General features: G+C 63.4%; 18 protein-coding genes. 12 read left to right on the forward strand and 6 right to left on the reverse strand.

Features of this window, described 5'->3' with window-relative positions; genetic code table 11:
* Position 1: 1 nt before the first annotated feature.
* From JHX87_RS17085 to JHX87_RS17095, 3 genes are read left to right on the forward strand one after another with little or no spacing between them, the layout of a single operon-like run.
* Positions 2 to 262 (forward strand): SemiSWEET family sugar transporter, encoded by a 261-nt coding sequence (locus JHX87_RS17085; RefSeq protein ID WP_271883589.1) that lies wholly within the window; start codon positions 2 to 4, stop codon positions 260 to 262.
* Positions 259 to 738 carry a UPF0262 family protein gene (locus tag JHX87_RS17090; protein WP_271883588.1) on the forward strand — a complete coding sequence of 160 codons (480 nt, stop codon included), beginning with the start codon at positions 259 to 261 and terminating at the stop codon, positions 736 to 738. The genes JHX87_RS17085 and JHX87_RS17090 overlap by 4 nt, the downstream gene beginning before the upstream one ends.
* Before the next feature lie 4 nt (positions 739 to 742).
* Positions 743 to 1210 (forward strand): arsenate-mycothiol transferase ArsC, encoded by a 468-nt coding sequence (locus tag JHX87_RS17095; protein ID WP_271883587.1) that lies wholly within the window; start codon positions 743 to 745, stop codon positions 1208 to 1210.
* Between the two features lie 7 nt (positions 1211 to 1217).
* On the opposite strand, the gene JHX87_RS17100 is transcribed toward JHX87_RS17095, so the two are convergent.
* Positions 1218 to 2117, reverse strand: a complete 900-nt coding sequence (locus tag JHX87_RS17100; RefSeq protein WP_271883586.1) for a DMT family transporter — start codon at positions 2115 to 2117, stop codon at positions 1218 to 1220.
* 180 nt (positions 2118 to 2297) lie between these two features.
* The gene (locus JHX87_RS17105) at positions 2298 to 2531 is read right to left on the reverse strand and encodes a DUF1127 domain-containing protein (RefSeq protein WP_271883585.1); all 234 of its coding nucleotides are present in this window, start codon (positions 2529 to 2531) and stop codon (positions 2298 to 2300) included.
* Between the two features lie 137 nt (positions 2532 to 2668).
* Between JHX87_RS17105 and JHX87_RS17110 the strand changes: the two genes are divergently transcribed.
* Complete coding sequence (locus tag JHX87_RS17110) at positions 2669 to 3535, forward strand: LysR family transcriptional regulator (protein WP_271883584.1); 867 nt, start codon at positions 2669 to 2671, stop codon at positions 3533 to 3535.
* A gap of 78 nt (positions 3536 to 3613) precedes the next feature.
* The gene (locus JHX87_RS17115) at positions 3614 to 5182 is read left to right on the forward strand and encodes a CmcI family methyltransferase (protein WP_271883583.1); all 1569 of its coding nucleotides are present in this window, start codon (positions 3614 to 3616) and stop codon (positions 5180 to 5182) included.
* Positions 5183 to 5212: 30 nt separating this feature from the next.
* Here JHX87_RS17115 and edd read toward each other — a convergent pair whose 3' ends face one another.
* The gene (gene edd, locus JHX87_RS17120; RefSeq protein ID WP_271883582.1) at positions 5213 to 7015 is read right to left on the reverse strand and encodes a phosphogluconate dehydratase; all 1803 of its coding nucleotides are present in this window, start codon (positions 7013 to 7015) and stop codon (positions 5213 to 5215) included.
* 180 nt (positions 7016 to 7195) lie between these two features.
* On the opposite strand from edd, the gene JHX87_RS17125 reads away from it, so the two are divergent.
* The 6 genes from JHX87_RS17125 (at position 7196) to ftsY (ending at position 13903) form a co-directional block, all read left to right on the forward strand.
* Positions 7196 to 8389: an RSP_2647 family RNA methyltransferase gene (locus tag JHX87_RS17125; protein WP_271883581.1), complete on the forward strand. Its 1194-nt coding sequence runs from the start codon at positions 7196 to 7198 to the stop codon at positions 8387 to 8389.
* Positions 8389 to 8928 carry an RSP_2648 family PIN domain-containing protein gene (locus JHX87_RS17130; RefSeq protein ID WP_271883580.1) on the forward strand — a complete coding sequence of 180 codons (540 nt, stop codon included), beginning with the start codon at positions 8389 to 8391 and terminating at the stop codon, positions 8926 to 8928. The genes JHX87_RS17125 and JHX87_RS17130 overlap by 1 nt, the downstream gene beginning before the upstream one ends.
* Positions 8929 to 8991: 63 nt before the next feature.
* Positions 8992 to 10452 (forward strand): glucose-6-phosphate dehydrogenase, encoded by a 1461-nt coding sequence (gene zwf / locus JHX87_RS17135; protein ID WP_271883880.1) that lies wholly within the window; start codon positions 8992 to 8994, stop codon positions 10450 to 10452.
* Between the two features lie 2 nt (positions 10453 to 10454).
* A complete protein-coding gene (gene pgl / locus JHX87_RS17140; protein ID WP_271883879.1) occupies positions 10455 to 11126 on the forward strand; it encodes a 6-phosphogluconolactonase in 672 nt (223 codons plus the stop codon).
* 19 nt (positions 11127 to 11145) lie between these two features.
* Positions 11146 to 12762 (forward strand): glucose-6-phosphate isomerase, encoded by a 1617-nt coding sequence (pgi, locus tag JHX87_RS17145; protein ID WP_271883579.1) that lies wholly within the window; start codon positions 11146 to 11148, stop codon positions 12760 to 12762.
* A 109-nt stretch (positions 12763 to 12871) separates the two neighbouring features.
* Entirely contained in the window at positions 12872 to 13903 is a 1032-nt protein-coding gene (gene ftsY, locus JHX87_RS17150; RefSeq protein ID WP_271883578.1) for a signal recognition particle-docking protein FtsY, read from the forward strand.
* Between the two features lie 85 nt (positions 13904 to 13988).
* Here ftsY and hisG read toward each other — a convergent pair whose 3' ends face one another.
* Genes hisG through hisS form a run of 3 tightly spaced genes read right to left on the reverse strand, consistent with a single transcriptional unit; the run spans position 13989 to position 17205 of the window.
* Positions 13989 to 14669 carry an ATP phosphoribosyltransferase gene (gene hisG / locus JHX87_RS17155; RefSeq protein ID WP_271883577.1) on the reverse strand — a complete coding sequence of 227 codons (681 nt, stop codon included), beginning with the start codon at positions 14667 to 14669 and terminating at the stop codon, positions 13989 to 13991.
* A complete protein-coding gene (locus JHX87_RS17160) occupies positions 14666 to 15727 on the reverse strand; it encodes an ATP phosphoribosyltransferase regulatory subunit (protein WP_271883576.1) in 1062 nt (353 codons plus the stop codon). The genes hisG and JHX87_RS17160 overlap by 4 nt, the downstream gene beginning before the upstream one ends.
* Positions 15724 to 17205 (reverse strand): histidine--tRNA ligase, encoded by a 1482-nt coding sequence (gene hisS / locus JHX87_RS17165; RefSeq protein WP_271883575.1) that lies wholly within the window; start codon positions 17203 to 17205, stop codon positions 15724 to 15726. Before hisS ends, JHX87_RS17160 begins: the two co-directional genes overlap by 4 nt.
* A 52-nt stretch (positions 17206 to 17257) precedes the next feature.
* Between hisS and JHX87_RS17170 the strand changes: the two genes are divergently transcribed.
* Positions 17258 to 17491, forward strand: coding sequence for a SlyX family protein (locus tag JHX87_RS17170; RefSeq protein WP_271883574.1), 234 nt, complete (start codon positions 17258 to 17260; stop codon positions 17489 to 17491).
* The last annotated feature ends 172 nt before the right edge of the window (positions 17492 to 17663 follow it).

Below are 17663 nucleotides of genomic sequence, written 5' to 3' on the forward strand. Positions count from 1 at the left end.
GATGGAACCCACGACCCTGATCGGGTTTCTGGCGGCGATCCTGGGCACGATCTGCTGGGTGCCGCAACTCGTCAAGGCCTTGCGCAGCCGTCAGGTCGAGGATCTGCCGATGGGCACCAATCTGTTGCTGCTGTCCACGATCACATTATGGTTGATTTACGGCATCCTGCTGAAGGAATGGCCGCTTATTCTTGCAAATCTCTTTTCAATTTGCTGCGTTGGCACGATCGTTTGGGCAAAAATCATATGGGGCAAAAGATGAGTCGTATCAGCCGGATCAATATCGACGATTCCGCCGTCGCCCCCGTAACCCCGGAGATGGAGCAAGAGCGTCGCGTCGCGGTGTTCGACCTGATCGAGGATAACAGCTTTTCCGTTCCCGGTCGCGACGATCAGCCGGTGCCACCCGGCCCCTATGCGCTGGATCTGGCGATCCGCGAAGGGCGGCTGGTCTGTGACGTGCAGACGGAAAACGGCGCGAAGGTGGTAGAATTCCACCTGTCGCTTGGGCCCTTCCGTCAGGTGGTCAAGGATTACTTCCAGATCTGCGAAAGCTATTTCGATGCGGTGAAACGCCTGCCGCCCGCCCAGATCGAGGCGATCGACATGGCCCGGCGCGGCATTCACAACGAAGGCGCGCGCACCTTGCAGGAAAGGCTGGAGGGCAAGGCCGAACTGGACATCGACACGGCGCGGCGCCTTTTTACCCTGATCTGTGCCTTGATTCCGCAGGCGTGACATCATGGAGCAGGGCAAATTTCCTCACTCGGTTCTGTTCTGCTGCGACCATAACGCCATCCGCTCTCCTATGGCCGAGGGCATGATGAAGAAATTCTACGGCCATACCGCCTATGTTCAATCCGCAGGCGTGCATAACGACATGGAGGTGGACGGCTTCGCCATCTCGGTCTGCGATGAGATCGGCATCAGGATCGCCAATCACCGCAGCCGCAGCTTTGACGAGATGCAGGATTGGGGCGATGATCTGGGCGGTTTCGACCTGATCGTCGCGCTGTCACCGGCCAGTCAGCGTCTGGCGCTGGAAATGACGCGGGTCTTTCATCTGGATGTCGAATACTGGCCGATCATGGACCCAGCAGGTCTGGCCGAGGGACGAGAGGCGAAGCTGGCCGCCTATCGCCAGACGCGGGATCAGATCAGGACCAAGATGATCAGCCGCTTTGGCGATCCGACGGTCCCGCAGGATTGATCCCGCATTAATCCCGCCGCCGCGCCTGCCGGTTCTCTTCGGTCAGCAGCCACAGCGACGCACCGATGATCAGCGCCGATCCCAGCCACATCGACCCGGGCGGCACGAAGCCGAAGGCCAGCACCCCAAGCCCGACATTGAACGGCAGCTTGACGTGATCGAAGGGCTGCAGGAAGGCCGCATCGGCGATGGAATAGGCCCGCGCCAGCGCATATTGTGCCAAAGCGGTCAGAAGACCGGCGACCAGCAGCGCCAGCGCCGCGGTCGGGCCGCTTACCGCAAATCCGCCCGCGCCCGGCGCCATCGCCAACAGCGCATTCAGCGGCGTCATCAGCGCCAGCAGGTACAGGGTCAGCGTCTCGGGGCTTTCGGTGGCGGTCATGCGCTTGGTCATCAGCGAGGCCGCCGCCCACAGCGCCGCAGCGCCGACAGGGGCCATGACCCAGGGCGTAAACGCATCCGACCACGGCGCCAGGATGATCGTGCCGCCGATAAAGCCCAGCACGACGGCCAGCCAGCGTTGCGCCGTCACCTGTTCGCGCAGCAGCAGCGCCGCCCCGATGGTCACGAAAAAGGGCGACAGCATGATCAGCGAAATCGCCTGCCAGATCGGCACATGGGCCAGGCCAAAGGTCCAAAGCTGCACCCCGCCCACGCCAAAGCCCACACGCAGGATATGGGCGGGCAGGTGCCGCGTCTTGAAGGCCGACAGCCCGACCCCCTGCCAGGGCAGCAGCGCGATCAGCGCGACGCCATATTGCCAGAAGGTCGCCGTCGGGGCCGCGACGCCCAGCTTCATCGTCGCGAATTGCAGCATCGTATTGACGCAGGCAAACATGGCGCCCGCGCCGATCATCAGCAGCGCGCCCTGCGTTGCGGGACTGAACCTGGTGGGGGCAGAGGTCATTGGCGCGGCTCCTGTCATGCCTGCTGGTGTCGTTGCGGACAGACAGGAACGGCGCGCCTGCGCCGGAACCGCTTAGATGCTGCCGGTCGCCCGGTGACGCCGACGAACACCCCGCCCTGATATCGCGGCCCGAAAGCCGTCCGTGTCAGATAAGGCGGGGTGGGGGTGCTGGCAAGACATTCAGCGACGGCGGCGCCAGTTCATGGGCACATCCCAGACCGGGCGCGCAAGCTCGGCCTCGACATCATCGCGGGTCAGGCCGACATCGCGAAGCTGATCGTCGGTCAGACGCGACAGATCGATACGGCTTTTATGCATGTCGAACATGGTCAGGATACGCTCTAACCAGTTGGGGCGCGGGACGATGCCCTGGCCGGTGACGACGCGCAGCATGGCTTCTGATCTCTGGGTCATTGATCTGCTCCGTTTATGTATCGCATCAATATTATAGATGCTTATTCCCTATTCGATTTCCGTGATTGATCTATACGCGCGGCGGATGTATTTTAAAAATGAATGGTTTTGATTGAAGTCATAAGGATTCTTGAACGATGCGAAATCTGGATATCGGCACGCTGCGCTCGCTTCAGGCGGTGGCGGAATATGGTGCGGTCACCCGCGCGGCCGAGGCGCTGAACATGACGCAAAGCGCCCTCTCCATGCAGATGAAACGGCTTGAGACACTGTTCGATCATCCGGTGCTGGAAAAGCAGGGGCGCGGTGTCATGCTGACGGTTTTTGCGCATGAGCTGCTGAACGAAAGCCGCAAGCTGGTAGCGCAGAATGACGCCATCATGGCGCGGTTCACGGGGCAGCGCCCGGCAGGTCGCCTGCGTCTGGGCCTGACGACGGACTGGATGTTTGTCCATGTGCCCAAGGCCGTGCGCGATTTCCGCGAAGCCAATCCGAATATCGAGGTGGTGATCAGCGACGGGCGCAGCAACCATTTGCGGCAATTGTTCCGCCAGAACGATCTGGACATGATCATGACCACCGAATTTGACTGTCCCACAGGGGCGCAGCATCTGATGAAGGCGGATCTGGCCTGGTTCGGGGCGATTGGCGGCGATGCCTGGACGAAACGTCCTCTGCCGCTGGCGAATTCGCCGTCCTGCGCCTATTTCCCCCGCGGCATCGCCGCGCTGGAGGCGGCTGGCATCGAATGGGAACACACGCTTGGCGTCGGCGATTGCGAGGCCAATCAGGTGCTGACCGCTGCCGATCTGGGGGTCAATATCTATCCGCGTGCCTTGCCGCAGCCGGGGCTGGAGGTGATCGATCACGGCGGCGCGCTGCCGCCGCTGCCGCCGACCTGGCTGAACGTCTATATCACCGATGGCCCCGCACAGGCCGGTGCGGCAGAATTCGCAGGCTTCCTGCGCCGCGCGGTGTCCGAGGTCACCTCTGCCGCTGCCTGATGGGGGGCGGGGATGGTAAAACTGCCTTCCTTATTCATTCTGAACCGTTCATTTATATGCGACTTGAAAGGACCCTGAATGATCGACGACCTGACTCGCCTCGCAATTCTGAACGGCACCGACAAGTTCGGGATGCATGATTACACGCCCGTCTATTACGATCTGCTGCGGCATCTGCGCGATCGCCCGCTGCGGATGCTGGAAATCGGCGTTGGCGGTTATGGCGACCCCGATCAGGGCGGCGAGTCATTGGCCACATGGCGCGATTTCTTTCCGCAGGCGCGTATTGTCGGGGTGGATATCCAGCGCAAGAATATGGATCTGGGGCCGCGCGTGACGATCCTGCAGGGCAGTCAGGTCGATGCCGCCTTTCTGGCACAGGTGGTTCGCGATCACGGTCCTTTCGATATCATTCTGGACGATGGCAGCCATCGCAACGAACATGTCGTCGGATCCTTTGAAATGCTGTTTCCTGCACTGGCTCCTGGCGGTATCTATATCGTCGAGGATACGCAGACGGCGACCTTCCCGAAATATGGCGGATCGCTGGATCTGACGCCTCCGAATATGGTGGGGTTCTTCGGGGCCAAAGCCGAGGCGTTGTTTCGGGGACGCAACACCGACGATATCGCCGCCATCGAACGGTTCCACAATATCATCGCCATTTACAAACGTGACCCGTCAGCCGACGCGCTGACCGCCGCCACAGACCGCCATCGCGCGCGCGCAGGTGCCGAGGCCTTGGATGCCGCGGGCGATCTTCTTGCCGATCCGAGCGCAATGAATGCCCTGATCGCATCTTTGCCAGAGGAGGGCGTTGTTCGCATCACGGGCTCGGTCGAACAGATGCCGCTGCTGCAAGAACTGTTCCTGCAGATCGATCATCGCGAGCTTCGCGCATATCACCCCGACGCGGCAATCCCGGATTGGGCAACATCTTTGCTGTCGATGAAAATCTACCCGCAAGAGATCGTGCTTGTAGTCGGCGACAATGATTATCCATCGAATTTCGCCTTTGATACCTCTCACCCGCGCGTCGTAGAGGCGATGGCTGTCATGGCCGATCTCGTCGATGACGAGGCCGCGACGTCGAATGGTATCCTGCGCTACGTGATTTTCCTGCGAGAGACCAAGAAAGAGCGGACGGACCGCAAGTTTCTTTTGCGACTTGCCGATCTGAATTCAACCGATCGCCGTTACTTCAACCTGGCCCTGACGGATGCGACGGACAGAAAGGACTGGGCGACCGTTGTTCGGCTGGGTCGTCAAGGGCTGCAACACTATCCCGACGACCTGCGTTTCGTCGTGCAACTGGCGCGCGGGATCCGTTTTACTCAGGGGCTCGCCGCAGCGCATGAGATGATGGTCGAGGCCTATCAGAAATCCCCTGATGCGGCCGCCATCGTCAATGGACTGGCAAGTTTGAAGATCGCCATGGGCGACATCGATGAAGGCATAAAGCTGCATGAGAAATGCGCCGAGATGGTGCCTCGGAACGCCCGCTCGGACAGGCTGCGCGGCCTTCTTCTGCTATGCCGGAACCGCAATCAGGTCGAGGCCGCGCGGCGCGTGGCGCGGAAGCTGCTGAAATACGCGCCTGACGATCCAGAGGCGCTGGCGGTTCTGGAGGCCGAGGCCAGCCGCTGACATCGCAACGGCTGGCCGGATCGCCATGGCTCAGACGACGACGCCCGCACCTTCGGTCGCAGGGCCTGCCACGGCGCGGAAGGCGGCGAACATTTCGCGGCCCATGCCCTCGGCGCTGTGCGAACCGTCGAAGGGCGCGGGTTTCCGGTCGTCGAACGTGTCGTTGAGGTTCTCGATCACCCCCATCACCGCATCCAGCCGGATCACATCGCCATCATGGACCCGTGCCAGCGGTCCGCCGACCGAGGCCTCGGGCGAGATATGGATAGCGGCAGGCACCTTGCCCGAGGCGCCCGACATGCGGCCATCGGTGACCAGCGCGACCTTCAACCCGCGATCCTGCAACACGGCAAGGATCGGCGTCAGCGAATGCAGTTCCGGCATGCCATTGGCGCGCGGCCCCTGAAAGCGGACGACGACAATCGTGTCCTCGGTGAATTCGCCGTTCTTGAAGGCGGTTTTCACCTGCTCTTGATCGCTGAAGACGCGGGCCTTGGCCTCGATAATATGGCGTTCGGGGGCCACGGCGCTGACCTTGATGACGCCACGGCCCAGATTGCCTTCCAGCTGTTTCAGACCGCCGGTCTTCGCAAAGGGGTCCGAGGCCGGGCGCAGGATCTTGTCGTTCAGCGTCTCGCGCGCGCCGTCATCCCAACGGACCCGCGCCCCCTCCAGCTTGGGCTCGGCCGTGTAGCCATCGAGGCCGGTGCCGTTGATCGTCTTGACGTCGGGATGCAGCAGGCCCGCATCCAGAAGCTGACCGATCATATAGCCGATGCCGCCGGCCGCGTGGAAATGGTTCACATCGGCCAGCCCGTTCGGATAGACCCGCGCCATCAGCGGCACGGCTTCCGAAATGTCGTGGAAATCCTCGATATCGATCAACACGCCCGCAGCACGCGCCATGGCCGGGATATGCATGACCAGATTGGTCGAGCCGCCCGTGGACATCAGGCCCACCATGCCGTTGACGAAGGCTTTTTCGTCCAGAATTTCACCTGCGGGCAGATAGTCGTTGCCCAGCCGGGTGATCGCCGCCGCGCGTTCCACCCCGGCCGTGGTCAGGGCGTCGCGCAGCGGTGTGTTGGGGTTCACAAAGCTGCTGCCGGGCAGGTGCAGGCCCATGAATTCCATCAGCATCTGGTTGCTGTTGGCGGTGCCATAGAAGGTGCAGGTGCCGGGCGAATGGTAAGAGGCCATCTCGGCCGCCATCAGCGCGTCGCGCCCGACCTCGCCCGCAGCGAATTGCTGCCGGACCTTGGATTTTTCGTCATTGGGCAGGCCCGAGGGCATCGGACCGGCGGGCAGAAAGACGGCGGGGATATGACCGAAGGTGGCCGCGCCCATCACCAGACCCGGCACGATCTTGTCGCAGACGCCCAGATAAAGTGCCGCATCGAAACAATCATGCGACAGCGCCACGCCGGTCGCCAGGGCAATGACATCGCGCGAAAACAGCGACAGCTCCATCCCTGCACGGCCCTGGGTCACGCCATCGCACATGGCAGGAACCCCGCCCGCCACCTGCACCGTGGCGCCTGCGGCATGCCCCGCCTTGCGGATCAGGTCGGGGTAGCGCTCGTAGGGCTGATGGGCCGACAGCATGTCGTTATAGGCCGTGACCACGCCGATATTCGGTTTGCGCGTGGTGGCCATTTCGTCCTTGTCGGGCATGGCCGCATAGGCATGGGCCTGATTGCCGCAGGACAGATGCGCGCGGCGCGGGCCTTCCTCGGCGGCGCGGGCGATTTTCTTCAGATATGAATCCCGGCTGGACTGGGAACGGGTGCGAATACGGTCGGTAACACGGTCAATGGTGGCGTGAAGGCTCATCAGTCTGGCTCCCCTAGCTTATGTCTGACATACGCCGTTAGCGTTAACACATCAAGTAATACTTACATGTTGGGCTGATTTCAACGCCAGTGTCACGCGATTATTCCCGCAGCCACCGAACGGGCGCGCTTGTGCCTGCGCTGGCGTCGTGTCACAGCGGATCGGGAAAGGATACACTTCATGAGCGAACGTCCCGTCATCCGGCTGCGCCCGAAATCACGCCCTCAGGCGATCCGTCACGGCTTTCCCTGGGTCTATGAGGATGAGGTGGTTCTGGACCGGCGGACCCGCAAGCTGACACCGGGCAGTTTCGCCCTGCTGGAGGATGCCGAGCGTCGGCCGCTGGCCACGGTGACGGTCAATCCCGATTCGAAGATCGTGGCGCGCGTGATGGATCTGTCCCCGGACGCCGTGATCGACGAGGACTGGCTGCGCGACAGGCTGGCGCGGGCGTTGCAAATGCGGACGCGGCTATATGATGCGCCCTTCTATCGGCTGGCCCATGCCGAGGCCGACGGCCTGCCCGGGCTGGTCATCGACCGTTTCGGCGATGTTGCGGTGATGCAGCCCAACGCCGCCTGGGCCGATGCCATGGCCGATCAGATCGCCGCCGCGCTGACCAATGTTGCGGGCGTTTCGACCGTGATCCTGAACGGGCAGGGGCGGACGCGCGGCCTTGAGGGTCTGGCCGAGCGGACCGAGGTCTTGCGCGGCACAGCCCCCACCGGCCCGGTGCCGGTGCAGATGAATGGCGCAACCTATCTGGCGGATGTGATGGGCGGGCAGAAGACCGGGCTTTTCTATGACCAGCGACCCAACCATGCCTTCGCACAGCGGCTGGTGGCCAAGGGCGAGGTGCTGGACGTGTTCAGCCATGTCGGCGGCTTTGGGCTGGCAATGCTGGCGGCGGGCGCGGATCGCGCGACCTGCGTTGATGGCAGCGCCCCGGCGCTGGACCTGGCGCAGGGCGGGGCGCGGGCCATGGGCGCCGAGGATCGGCTGACGGTCCTGCAATCGGATGCGTTCAAGGCGCTGGAGCAATTGGCGGCGGATGGTCGGCAATTCGACGTTGTCATTTGCGACCCCCCGGCCTTCGCACCCTCGAAATCCGCGCTGGAGGCTGGCTTGCGCGCCTATGAGCGGGTGGCGAAACTTGCCGCGCCTCTGGTGACGCCGGGCGGCTATCTGGGTCTGTGCAGTTGCAGCCATGCGGCGGATCTGACGCAGTTCCGCAATGTCTCTGCCCGCGGTATCGGGCGCGGCGGGCGGCGGCCTGTCCTGATCCACAGCGGGCAGGCCGGGCCGGATCATCCGACCCTGCCGCAACTGGCCGAAACCGGCTATCTCAAGGCGCTGTTTTTCAGGCTGGACTGATGCGCGCCGTTCTGGATGCCAATGTCCTGTTCCCCACCATCCTGCGCGAAATCCTGATCGATTGCGCGCAGGCGGGGCTTTTCCATCCCCTGTGGTCGGCGCGCATCCTGTCGGAATGGCGTCATGCTGCGGCGCGGCTTGGGCCTGATCAGGATCAGATCGCGGGGGCCGAGATTGCCTTGCTGAACCTGCATTTCCCGGATGCGGCGATGCCGGATGACGGCATTCGGACCATTGATCTGGACTTTCCCGACCCCGCCGACCGTCACGTGGTCGAGGCCGCGCTTGCAGGCGATGCCGCCCTGATCGTCACCGCGAATTTGCGCGATTTTCCCCAGCACCTGATGCGGCAGCTGGGGTTGCGCGCGATCCATCCCGACGCTTTCCTTCTGCAGCTTTACCAAGGCGATCCGCAACAGGTCCTGCGCGCGGTGCAGGCCGCGCAGGGCAAGGCCACCCGGATGGGAGGCGACCTGGATGTACAGCAGATGTTAAAGCGATCCCGCCTGCCAAGGCTGGCAAAGGCGGTCAGAGGTTGAAATATATTGCCGTTAACGCTAACAAGCACTTTAATTGAAAGTGCTGACGAAATGGAGGACAGCATGGTCTCTCGCGTCATTCCAGTGGATGATTTTGATCTGGTGATTTTCGGGGCGACCGGTGATCTGGCGCATCGCAAGATTATCCCGGGCCTTTTCCGCCGCTTTGTCGCGGGCCAGATCCCCGACACGGCGCAGATCATTGGCGCTGCGCGTACCAATCAGGGCGACGAGGAATTCCGCTCCGAAGCGGCCAAATCCATTGTCGAGTTCGGGGGTGTCGACAAATCCGATCCGGAACTGGCCAGATTCCTGCCGCTGCTGGGCTATGTTCCCATCGACGCCAAGGGAACGGGCGGCTGGAAGGATCTGAAATCGCGGATGCGCAAGGGCGCGATCCATGCCTTCTATTTCTCGGTCGCGCCGTCGCTTTTCGGCGATATCGCTGAACGGCTGGCAAAAAACGGCATTGCCGACGCGCAAAGCCGGATTGTCGTCGAAAAGCCTTTCGGCCGCGATCTGGAAAGCGCGCGGGCGCTGAACAAGATGCTGGCGCAGTATTTCGTCGAGGAACAGATCTACCGGATCGACCATTATCTGGGCAAGGAAACGGTCCAGAACCTGATGGCCGTGCGCTTTGCCAATATCCTGTTCGAACCGCTGTGGAACGCGCAATATATCGACCATGTGCAGATCACCGTGGCGGAAACCGTGGGTGTCGCCGGGCGCGGCAGCTATTACGACAAGTCCGGCGCGATCCGGGACATGGTGCAGAATCACATGATGCAGCTGCTGTGCCTGATCGCGATGGAGCCGCCCTATCACTTCGATCCCGATGCCGTGCGCGATGAGAAGCTGAAGGTGATCCGCGCGCTTGAGCCTGTCTCGGCCACCGAAATCGTGCGCGGGCAATATCAGGCGGATGAGGAAAGTGACGGCTATCTGGTGGATTCCGAAAATCCCGATTCGCGCACCGAAAGCTATGTCGCGATGAAGGTGCGTATTTCCAACTGGCGCTGGCAGGGCACGCCCTTCTACCTGCGCACCGGCAAGAAGCTGCGCGCCCGCACCAGCGAGATCGCCATCACCTTCAAGGAACCGCCGCATTCGATCTTTGAGGATGCGGGCACCTCGGGCGCGCCTAAGGCCAATGAACTGGTCATTCGCCTGCAGCCGAATGAGGGGATGAACCTGAAGGTGATGATCAAGGAACCCGGCCCGGGCGGCATGCGTCTGGTTCAGGTGCCTCTGGACATGACCTTCGCCGATGCGCTTGGCCCGGAAGGCGCCGATATGCCCGACGCTTATGAGCGGCTGATCATGGATGTGATCCGCGGCAATCAGACCCTGTTCATGCGTGGCGACGAGGTCGAGGCCGCCTGGGCCTGGACCGACCCGATCATCAATGCCTGGGACGAAAGCAAGACCCGGCCCGAGCCCTATGATTCGGGATCTTCGGGCCCGGAAGAGGCGTTGCGCCTGATGCATCGCGATAACCGCCGCTGGAGAGAGATCCGCGCATGAGCATGGAATTCATCGAATATCCCGACCGAGAGATGCTGTCGCTGTCGCTGGCCGATCGTCTGGCCTCGGAACTGGGGCAGAGCCTGCGCGTGAATGACCGCGCCAGCCTGTGCCTGCCGGGCGGTACGACCCCGGTTCCGGTTCTTGAGACGCTGAGCGGGACCGATCTGGACTGGGATCGCGTCACCGTCTTTCTGGGCGATGAACGCTGGGTCGATGGCAATCACACCCGCTCGAACAGCCGCCTGCTGCACCGCCACCTGCTGAAGGACAAGGCAGCCGGGGCGCAATATATCGACCTCTATACCGGCGATGCCCGGCCGGAAGAGGCGCAGGACAAGCTGATCGCCGCGCTGAAGCCGCATTTCCCGATCACGGCGACCATGCTGGGCATGGGCAATGACATGCATACGGCCAGCCTCTTCCCGGATGCGGCGCAGCTGAAAGATGCCATGGGATCGGAGGCGCCGCTGGTCATGCCCATCCATGCCGAGGGCGCCGGAGAGCCGCGCATCACACTGACCCGCCCGGCGCTGGAAAACTCGATGAATATCCACCTTCTGATCATGGGCCCGGAAAAGCGCGAGACGCTGGAACGCGCGGTCAAGCTGGACCCGATGCAGGCGCCGATCCGGGCATTTCTTGATAACGCGACCGTTCACTGGGCCGAATAGGCTGTAGGAGATTTCCGACATGACAGATATCTGGAGCCGGCTGAAATCCTGCCGTCAGGCGCAGGGCGACACAAGCATCACCTCGCTGTTTGACGCGGACGCCGACCGGGCGACCGCCTTCAGCACCCGTGCTGACGGGCTGCTGTTCGACTGGTCCAAGACCATGATCGACGCCGATGCCCGTGATCTGCTGCTGGATCTTGCCCGCAATGCGGATGTCGTGGCCCGGCGCGAGGCCATGTTCGGCGGCGAAAAGATCAATGAAACCGAAGGCCGCGCCGTGCTGCATACGGCGCTGCGCAATCTGTCGGGCAGCGTGTCTGTGGACGGTCAGGATGTCATGCCACAGGTCCGCCAGACGCATGACCGGATGGCAGCCTTCGCCAATGACGTCCGCTCGGGCGCCTTTGCGGGGCAGGGGGGCAAGATCACCGATGTGGTCAATATCGGCATCGGTGGATCGGATCTTGGACCCTATATGGCAACGCTGGCCATGGCGCCCTATCACGACGGGCCGCGCACGCATTTCGTCAGCAATGTCGATGGCGCCGATATCGCCGATACGCTGAAAGGTCTGGATCCGGCAACGACGCTGGTCATCGTCGCCTCGAAAACCTTCACCACCATCGAAACGATGACCAATGCCCAGACGGCCCGCGACTGGATGGCCAAAACGCTCAGCGACCCGGCGGCGCAATTCGCCGCGCTGTCCTCGGCCGTGGATAAGACCGGCGAGTTCGGCATCGATGAGGCCCGCGTCTTCGGCTTCGAGGATTGGGTCGGCGGGCGCTATTCGGTCTGGGGCCCGATCGGGCTGTCGCTGATGCTGGCCATCGGGCCGGATCGCTTTGACGAATTCCTGGCGGGCGGTGCGGCGATGGATGCCCATTTCCGCAGCGCGCCGCTGGCCGATAACCTGCCGGTGCTGCTGGCGCTGGTCGGCATCTGGCACCACCAGATCTGCGGCTATCCGACCCGCGCCGTCCTGCCCTATGACAACCGGCTGATGCGCCTGCCCGCCTATCTCCAGCAGCTTGAGATGGAATCGAATGGCAAGCGCGTCGCCATGGACGGATCGGACCTGACGCTGCCCTCCGGCCCGGTGGTCTGGGGCGAGCCCGGCACCAATGGCCAGCACGCCTTCTATCAATTGATCCATCAGGGCACGATGCCGGTGCCCTGCGAATTCATCCTGGCCGCCCGCGGTCACGAGGATGAACTGGCCCATCACCACATCCTTCTGGCCGCCAATTGCCTGGCCCAGTCCGAGGCGCTGATGCGTGGCCGCAGCCTCGATGAAGCCCGCGCCCTGATGGAGGCCAAGGGCCTTCGCGGCGCGGAACTGGACCGTCAGGCCCGGCATCGTGTGTTCCCGGGCAACCGCCCCTCGACCACCCTGCTGATCCCGCAACTGACGCCCTATACGCTGGGCCAGATCGTCGCGCTTTACGAACATCGCGTCTTTGTCGAGGGCGTGATTCTGGGCCTCAACAGCTTCGATCAATGGGGGGTCGAACTGGGCAAGGAACTGGCCCTGAAGGTCGAACCGCTGCTGAAAGGCGAGGCTTCGCCCGATCATGACCCATCGACCGAACATCTGGCACAGGCCTTCCGCCAGATGCGCGCCGACAACTGATCAGGGGGCTGCGGCCCCCTTTTCCCACCAGATCGCCCGGCCATGCCGCTGCGGGCTTCCCCTCGGGCGGCGCAATGATTAGGTTCGGCCCGATCAGAAGGAAGCGGATATGTCGTTTTTCACCAAAATGCGCGAGCGGCTGACCCGCTCTTCATCGAAGATCGGTGATGGGCTTGACGATATCGTCTCGGACGGCGCGACCGAACAGCCCGATGCCGCGCCCCCGCCGCCAGCCGAACAGGTCGTGCCGCCACCGACCCCGGGTCTGGTCGGTCGCCTTTTCGGCCGCAGCGAAAGCCCTGTGGAGGAACCGCGCCGCGCCCTTGACGACGACATGCTGGAAGAGCTTGAAGATATGCTGGTTCAGGCGGATCTCGGCGTCGAAACCGCCCTGCGCGTGACCGCCAATATCGCCGAGGGCCGGATGGGCCGCCGCCTTTCCGTGACCGAATTGAAGGAACTTCTGGCCGCCGAAATCGCCCGCATCATGACCCCCGTGGCTCGCCCGCTGCCGCTTTATCCGAAAAAGCCGCAGGTGGTGCTGGTCGTCGGCGTCAATGGCGCGGGCAAGACCACCACCATTGGCAAACTGGCCAGCCAGTTCCGCGCCGCCGGAAAATCCGTTGTGATTGCCGCAGGCGATACGTTCCGCGCGGCAGCCGTCGAACAGCTTCAGGTCTGGGGCCAGCGCGCGGGCGTGCCGGTTATGGTCGCGGCCCAGGGCTCGGACCCCGCCAGCCTCGCCTTCGACGCCATGGGCAAGGCCGAGGCCGATGGCGCCGACCTGCTGATGATCGACACGGCCGGGCGCCTGCAGAATCGTCAGGACCTGATGGAAGAACTGGCCAAGATCGTCCGCGTCATCCGCAAGAAAGACCCCTCGGCCCCGCATAATACGCTGTTGGTGCTGGACGCGACCACGGGCCAGAACGCGCTCAATCAGGTCGAGACGTTCCAGAAACTCGCCGATGTCTCGGGCCTCGTGATGACAAAACTCGACGGCACCGCGCGCGGCGGGGTTCTGGTCGCCCTAGCCGACCGCTTCGGCCTGCCGATCCATGCCATCGGCGTCGGTGAACAGATCGACGATCTCGATGCCTTCGACGCACAGGAATTCGCCCGCGCTCTCGTGGGTCTCTAAGACGGGCCTCTGACAGGCCCTTTCTTCTTTGCAAAAATATCCTTGGGGGAGGCCCTGAAAGGGCCGGGGGCGAAAGCCCCCTGCCTCAGCCCGCCACCCCAAGCTGGGCCAGAAACCGATCCATCTCCGGCCCCGCCGCGCGGCGATTGCCGTAAAGCGTTGCCTGAGACCGCAAGATCGGCTCTTCCGACAGGATTTTCAGGTTGTTGGCACGTAGGGTCGCGCCGGAACTGGTGATATCGGCAATCGCCTCGGCGGTCTGATTTGCCACCGTCCCCTCGGTCGCGCCCTGGCTGTCGACCAGCTGATAATCCGCGACTTCATGCTCCGACAGCCAGGCCCGAACCAGCCGGTGATATTTCGTCGCGATCCGCAGGCGCATGCCATGCGCGGCCCGGAAATCCCGCGCGATCGAGGTCAGATCGTCCAGATCCCGGCAATCGCGCCAGCAGGCCGGAACGGCCAGAATCAGATCGGCATGGCCAAATCCCATCGGCGCGATCTCGATCAGATCCGAGGCCCAGCCGGGCAGCTTTTCCCGCACCAGATCGGTCCCGGTCACCCCCAGCTCTATCCGCCCGGCGGCCAGTTCGCGCGGGATCTCACCCGCCGAAAGCAGCACCAGCGCCACATCTTCGGCACCCTCGACCTGACCGGCATAGTCACGATCCGACCCGCTGCGCGACAGCCGGACCCCGCGATCCGCGAACCAGTCGAAGCTCTGCTCCATCAACCGCCCCTTCGAGGGCACGCCAAGGCGGATCATCGCACAGCCTCCAGTTCCGCGACCAGGCCGGGCCGGATGATCCCGCCCACGGCCGGAATCGTACGCCCCTTGCCCAGAACCGCCATCAGCGCATCATAGCGCCCGCCCGAGGCGACGGGCGGCCAATCCGCATGCGCGGCCAGAAAGCTGAAGGTGAAACCGTCGTAATATTCCATGGTCGCACGGCCATGGCTGGCATCGAAGATGATCGTCGCGGGATCGATCCCCATTCTGGCGATCGTCGCAAACCGCGCTTCGATGCGCGCGACGGCAGGCGCGATGGCCGGAAAATCCGCAGACAGATCACGCAATTGCTGCATCGCCTCGGGTGCCGATCCACGCAGCGTGAACAATTTCTGCAACCGTGCGGACCATGCGGCGGGCAGGGGCGGCTCATCGCGATCCGCCTGCAGCCGCGCAATCCTTGCCGCCATCTCATCCGCGCCGCGCAGCCCCGACCAGACGACATCATCCTCTGCCAGCACCAGCGGCCGGGCAGGCCGCGAGAACCGATCCAGCAGGCGCTGAAACCGATGCGGCCGCCAGATATGGTGCAAAAGCGCATCGCGCCGCGCCTGCGGCAGCGGCATCCCCCGCACCGCATCCATCAGCAGCGACATGTCACCGGTTTCCGCCTGCAGCCCGTAGCCCTGCAACTGCCGGTGAAACAGGGCAAAGACCTCGGCATCCGCATCCGCATCGTGGGCGAAAAGCTCGAAGCCGCATTGCAGATATTCATTGTCACGCGGGTTTTCGGGGCGCAGGTCGCCCATGTCCTGCTTGCGAAAAACCTCGCCCAGATAGCAGTAGCGGGCAGGCTCTGCCCCGCTTTCCATATGCAACTGGACCACGGGAACGGTGAAATCCGGGCGCAGCATCACCTCGCCCCGGATCGGGTCCAGCGTGACATAGGCGCGGGCGCGGATATCCTCGCCGTAAACATCCAGCATCGTCCCGGCGGGCAAAAGCAGATCGGGCGCAACCTCCTGCGCCCCGGCGGCGCGGAACCCCTCCAGCAGCCTCTGACCGATCAATTGCTTGTCGCGCTTGGCGATCATCCCAGGATCCGCCGGACTTCGGCCACCAGATCGGCGCGCGCAACCTCGGTCTGGGCGGGTTGCGCCTTCCATTCCTCATGGCTGGCCTCGGCGGCGATCTTTGCGCCAAGGATCAGATCCTTGACCTGTACCACACCGCGCTCTGCCTCATCCCCGCCCTGAATGATGGCCACCGGCGCACCGCGCTTATCGGCATATTTCAACTGGTTGCCGAAATTCTTGGGATTGCCCAGATAAACCTCGGCCCGAATGCCAGCGGCGCGCAGATCCGCGGCCATCGCCTGATAATCGGCCATCCGGTCGCGATCCATGACGGTGACGACCACCGGCCCTTGCGTTTCCTGCCCGGCCAGCCCCTTGGCCCGCAGCGCCGCCAGCAACCGGTCAACGCCGATGCTGATCCCCGTCGCGGGCACCTTCTGTCCGGTAAACCGCTCGACCAGCCCGTCATAGCGCCCACCGCCGGCGACGCTGCCGAACTGCCGCTTGCGGCCCTTTTCATCCAGAATGTCAAAGGTCAGTTCGGCCTCGAAGACCGGACCGGTATAATAGCCAAGCCCACGCACGATGGACGGGTCGATCACCACCCGATCCGCGCCGACCTGCATCGCCGCCAGCATCTCCGCGATCTGGGCCAGTTCCGAAACCCCGTCGCCGCCAATGGCCGAGCCGCCAACAGCCGCCCGCAAATTCGCCAGCGTCGCCGCGTTATCCGCGCCTTTCGAGGTCAGAAAGGCCAGAACCGGCGCCGCCTGCGCCTCATCCAGCCCGATCCCGTCGATAAAGGCGCCGCTCTCGTCCTTGCGCCCCTTGGTCAGCAGCGCCAGAACGCCGTCGCGACCGACCTTGTCGAACTTGTCGATGCTGCGCAGAACGTCATCGGCCTGATCGGGCAGGATCTGCGCGGCCTCCAGCACACCGTTCAGAACCTTGCGGTTGTTGATGCGGACCAGATAATCGCCGCGCGCAATGCCCACGGCCTCCAGCGCATCCGCCAGCATCGCGCAGATCTCGGCATCGGCGGCAACCGAGGCGCTGCCCACCGTATCCGCATCGCATTGATAGAACTGCCGGAACCGCCCCGGCCCGGGCTTTTCGTTGCGCCAGACGGGTCCCATGGCATAGCGCCGATAGGGGCTGGGCAGATCATTGCGGAACTGCGCGGCTACGCGCGCCAGCGGCGCCGTCAGATCATAGCGCAACGCCAGCCAGTCGCCCGAACCGCCGCCCGGCACCGCCTCTTCCTGCCAGGCAAATACACCGGCATTCGGCCGGTCCACATCAGGCAGGAATTTCCCCAGGGCATCGACCGTCTCGACCGCACTGGTTTCCAGCGGATCGAAGCCGTGGCGATGATAGACTGCGGCGATCCGATCCAGCATCTGCTTGCGTTCGGTGACATCCGCGCCAAAATAGTCACGAAAGCCCTTGGGCGTTTCCGCCTTGGGGCGGGGCTGTTTTTTCTGATCTTTCGCCATGGTCCTGCGCCTCTCCGGCCAATCCGTGGCTGCTCTAGCGGAAGGGGGCGCAATGAACAAGAACCCGGGGGAAAATGACGATGCCCAAATCCGGCAACTTCAGGAGACGGTGGCCCATCTGACGCGCCTGACAGAAGAGCTGAACGAGGTCATTGCCCGTCAGGATGGCGAGATCGCCCGCCTGACCCGCCGCGTCGACATGCTGTGGCGCCATGCCGCCGAACAACAGGCCGATGCGGAATCCGGCGCGATCCCTCTGGCCGACCAGCGCCCGCCGCATTGGTGACCTCTCCCCCATCTTGTGTGTCAAAATATCCCGGGGGAAGCCCAGTCGCCCCCATCGAGGGGGCGGCTGGGCTGGGGGCAGAGCCCCCTTTTGCCGTCGCGCTTTGAATTCCCCGCTTTTCCCCGACTGCCCATTGCGCTAGATCATTCCGCGGACGTTTTTCGGGGAATGG

This window comes from Paracoccus fistulariae (assembly GCF_028553785.1).
GTDB lineage: Bacteria > Pseudomonadota > Alphaproteobacteria > Rhodobacterales > Rhodobacteraceae > Paracoccus > Paracoccus fistulariae.

Excerpts from the sequence above, each read along its gene's own strand:
- JHX87_RS17085 (WP_271883589.1), top strand. The coding sequence starts at position 2 with ATGGAACCCACGACCCTGATCGGGTTTCTGGCGGCGATCCTGGGCACG.
- JHX87_RS17090 (WP_271883588.1), top strand. The coding sequence starts at position 259 with ATGAGTCGTATCAGCCGGATCAATATCGACGATTCCGCCGTCGCCCCC.
- JHX87_RS17095 (WP_271883587.1), top strand. The coding sequence starts at position 743 with ATGGAGCAGGGCAAATTTCCTCACTCGGTTCTGTTCTGCTGCGACCAT.
- JHX87_RS17100 (WP_271883586.1), bottom strand. The coding sequence starts at position 2,117 with ATGACCTCTGCCCCCACCAGGTTCAGTCCCGCAACGCAGGGCGCGCTG.
- JHX87_RS17105 (WP_271883585.1), bottom strand. The coding sequence starts at position 2,531 with ATGACCCAGAGATCAGAAGCCATGCTGCGCGTCGTCACCGGCCAGGGC.
- JHX87_RS17110 (WP_271883584.1), top strand. The coding sequence starts at position 2,669 with ATGCGAAATCTGGATATCGGCACGCTGCGCTCGCTTCAGGCGGTGGCG.
- JHX87_RS17115 (WP_271883583.1), top strand. The coding sequence starts at position 3,614 with ATGATCGACGACCTGACTCGCCTCGCAATTCTGAACGGCACCGACAAG.
- edd (WP_271883582.1), bottom strand. The coding sequence starts at position 7,015 with ATGAGCCTTCACGCCACCATTGACCGTGTTACCGACCGTATTCGCACC.
- JHX87_RS17125 (WP_271883581.1), top strand. The coding sequence starts at position 7,196 with ATGAGCGAACGTCCCGTCATCCGGCTGCGCCCGAAATCACGCCCTCAG.
- JHX87_RS17130 (WP_271883580.1), top strand. The coding sequence starts at position 8,389 with ATGCGCGCCGTTCTGGATGCCAATGTCCTGTTCCCCACCATCCTGCGC.
- zwf (WP_271883880.1), top strand. The coding sequence starts at position 8,992 with ATGGTCTCTCGCGTCATTCCAGTGGATGATTTTGATCTGGTGATTTTC.
- pgl (WP_271883879.1), top strand. The coding sequence starts at position 10,455 with ATGGAATTCATCGAATATCCCGACCGAGAGATGCTGTCGCTGTCGCTG.
- pgi (WP_271883579.1), top strand. The coding sequence starts at position 11,146 with ATGACAGATATCTGGAGCCGGCTGAAATCCTGCCGTCAGGCGCAGGGC.
- ftsY (WP_271883578.1), top strand. The coding sequence starts at position 12,872 with ATGTCGTTTTTCACCAAAATGCGCGAGCGGCTGACCCGCTCTTCATCG.
- hisG (WP_271883577.1), bottom strand. The coding sequence starts at position 14,669 with ATGATCCGCCTTGGCGTGCCCTCGAAGGGGCGGTTGATGGAGCAGAGC.
- JHX87_RS17160 (WP_271883576.1), bottom strand. The coding sequence starts at position 15,727 with ATGATCGCCAAGCGCGACAAGCAATTGATCGGTCAGAGGCTGCTGGAG.
- hisS (WP_271883575.1), bottom strand. The coding sequence starts at position 17,205 with ATGGCGAAAGATCAGAAAAAACAGCCCCGCCCCAAGGCGGAAACGCCC.
- JHX87_RS17170 (WP_271883574.1), top strand. The coding sequence starts at position 17,258 with ATGAACAAGAACCCGGGGGAAAATGACGATGCCCAAATCCGGCAACTT.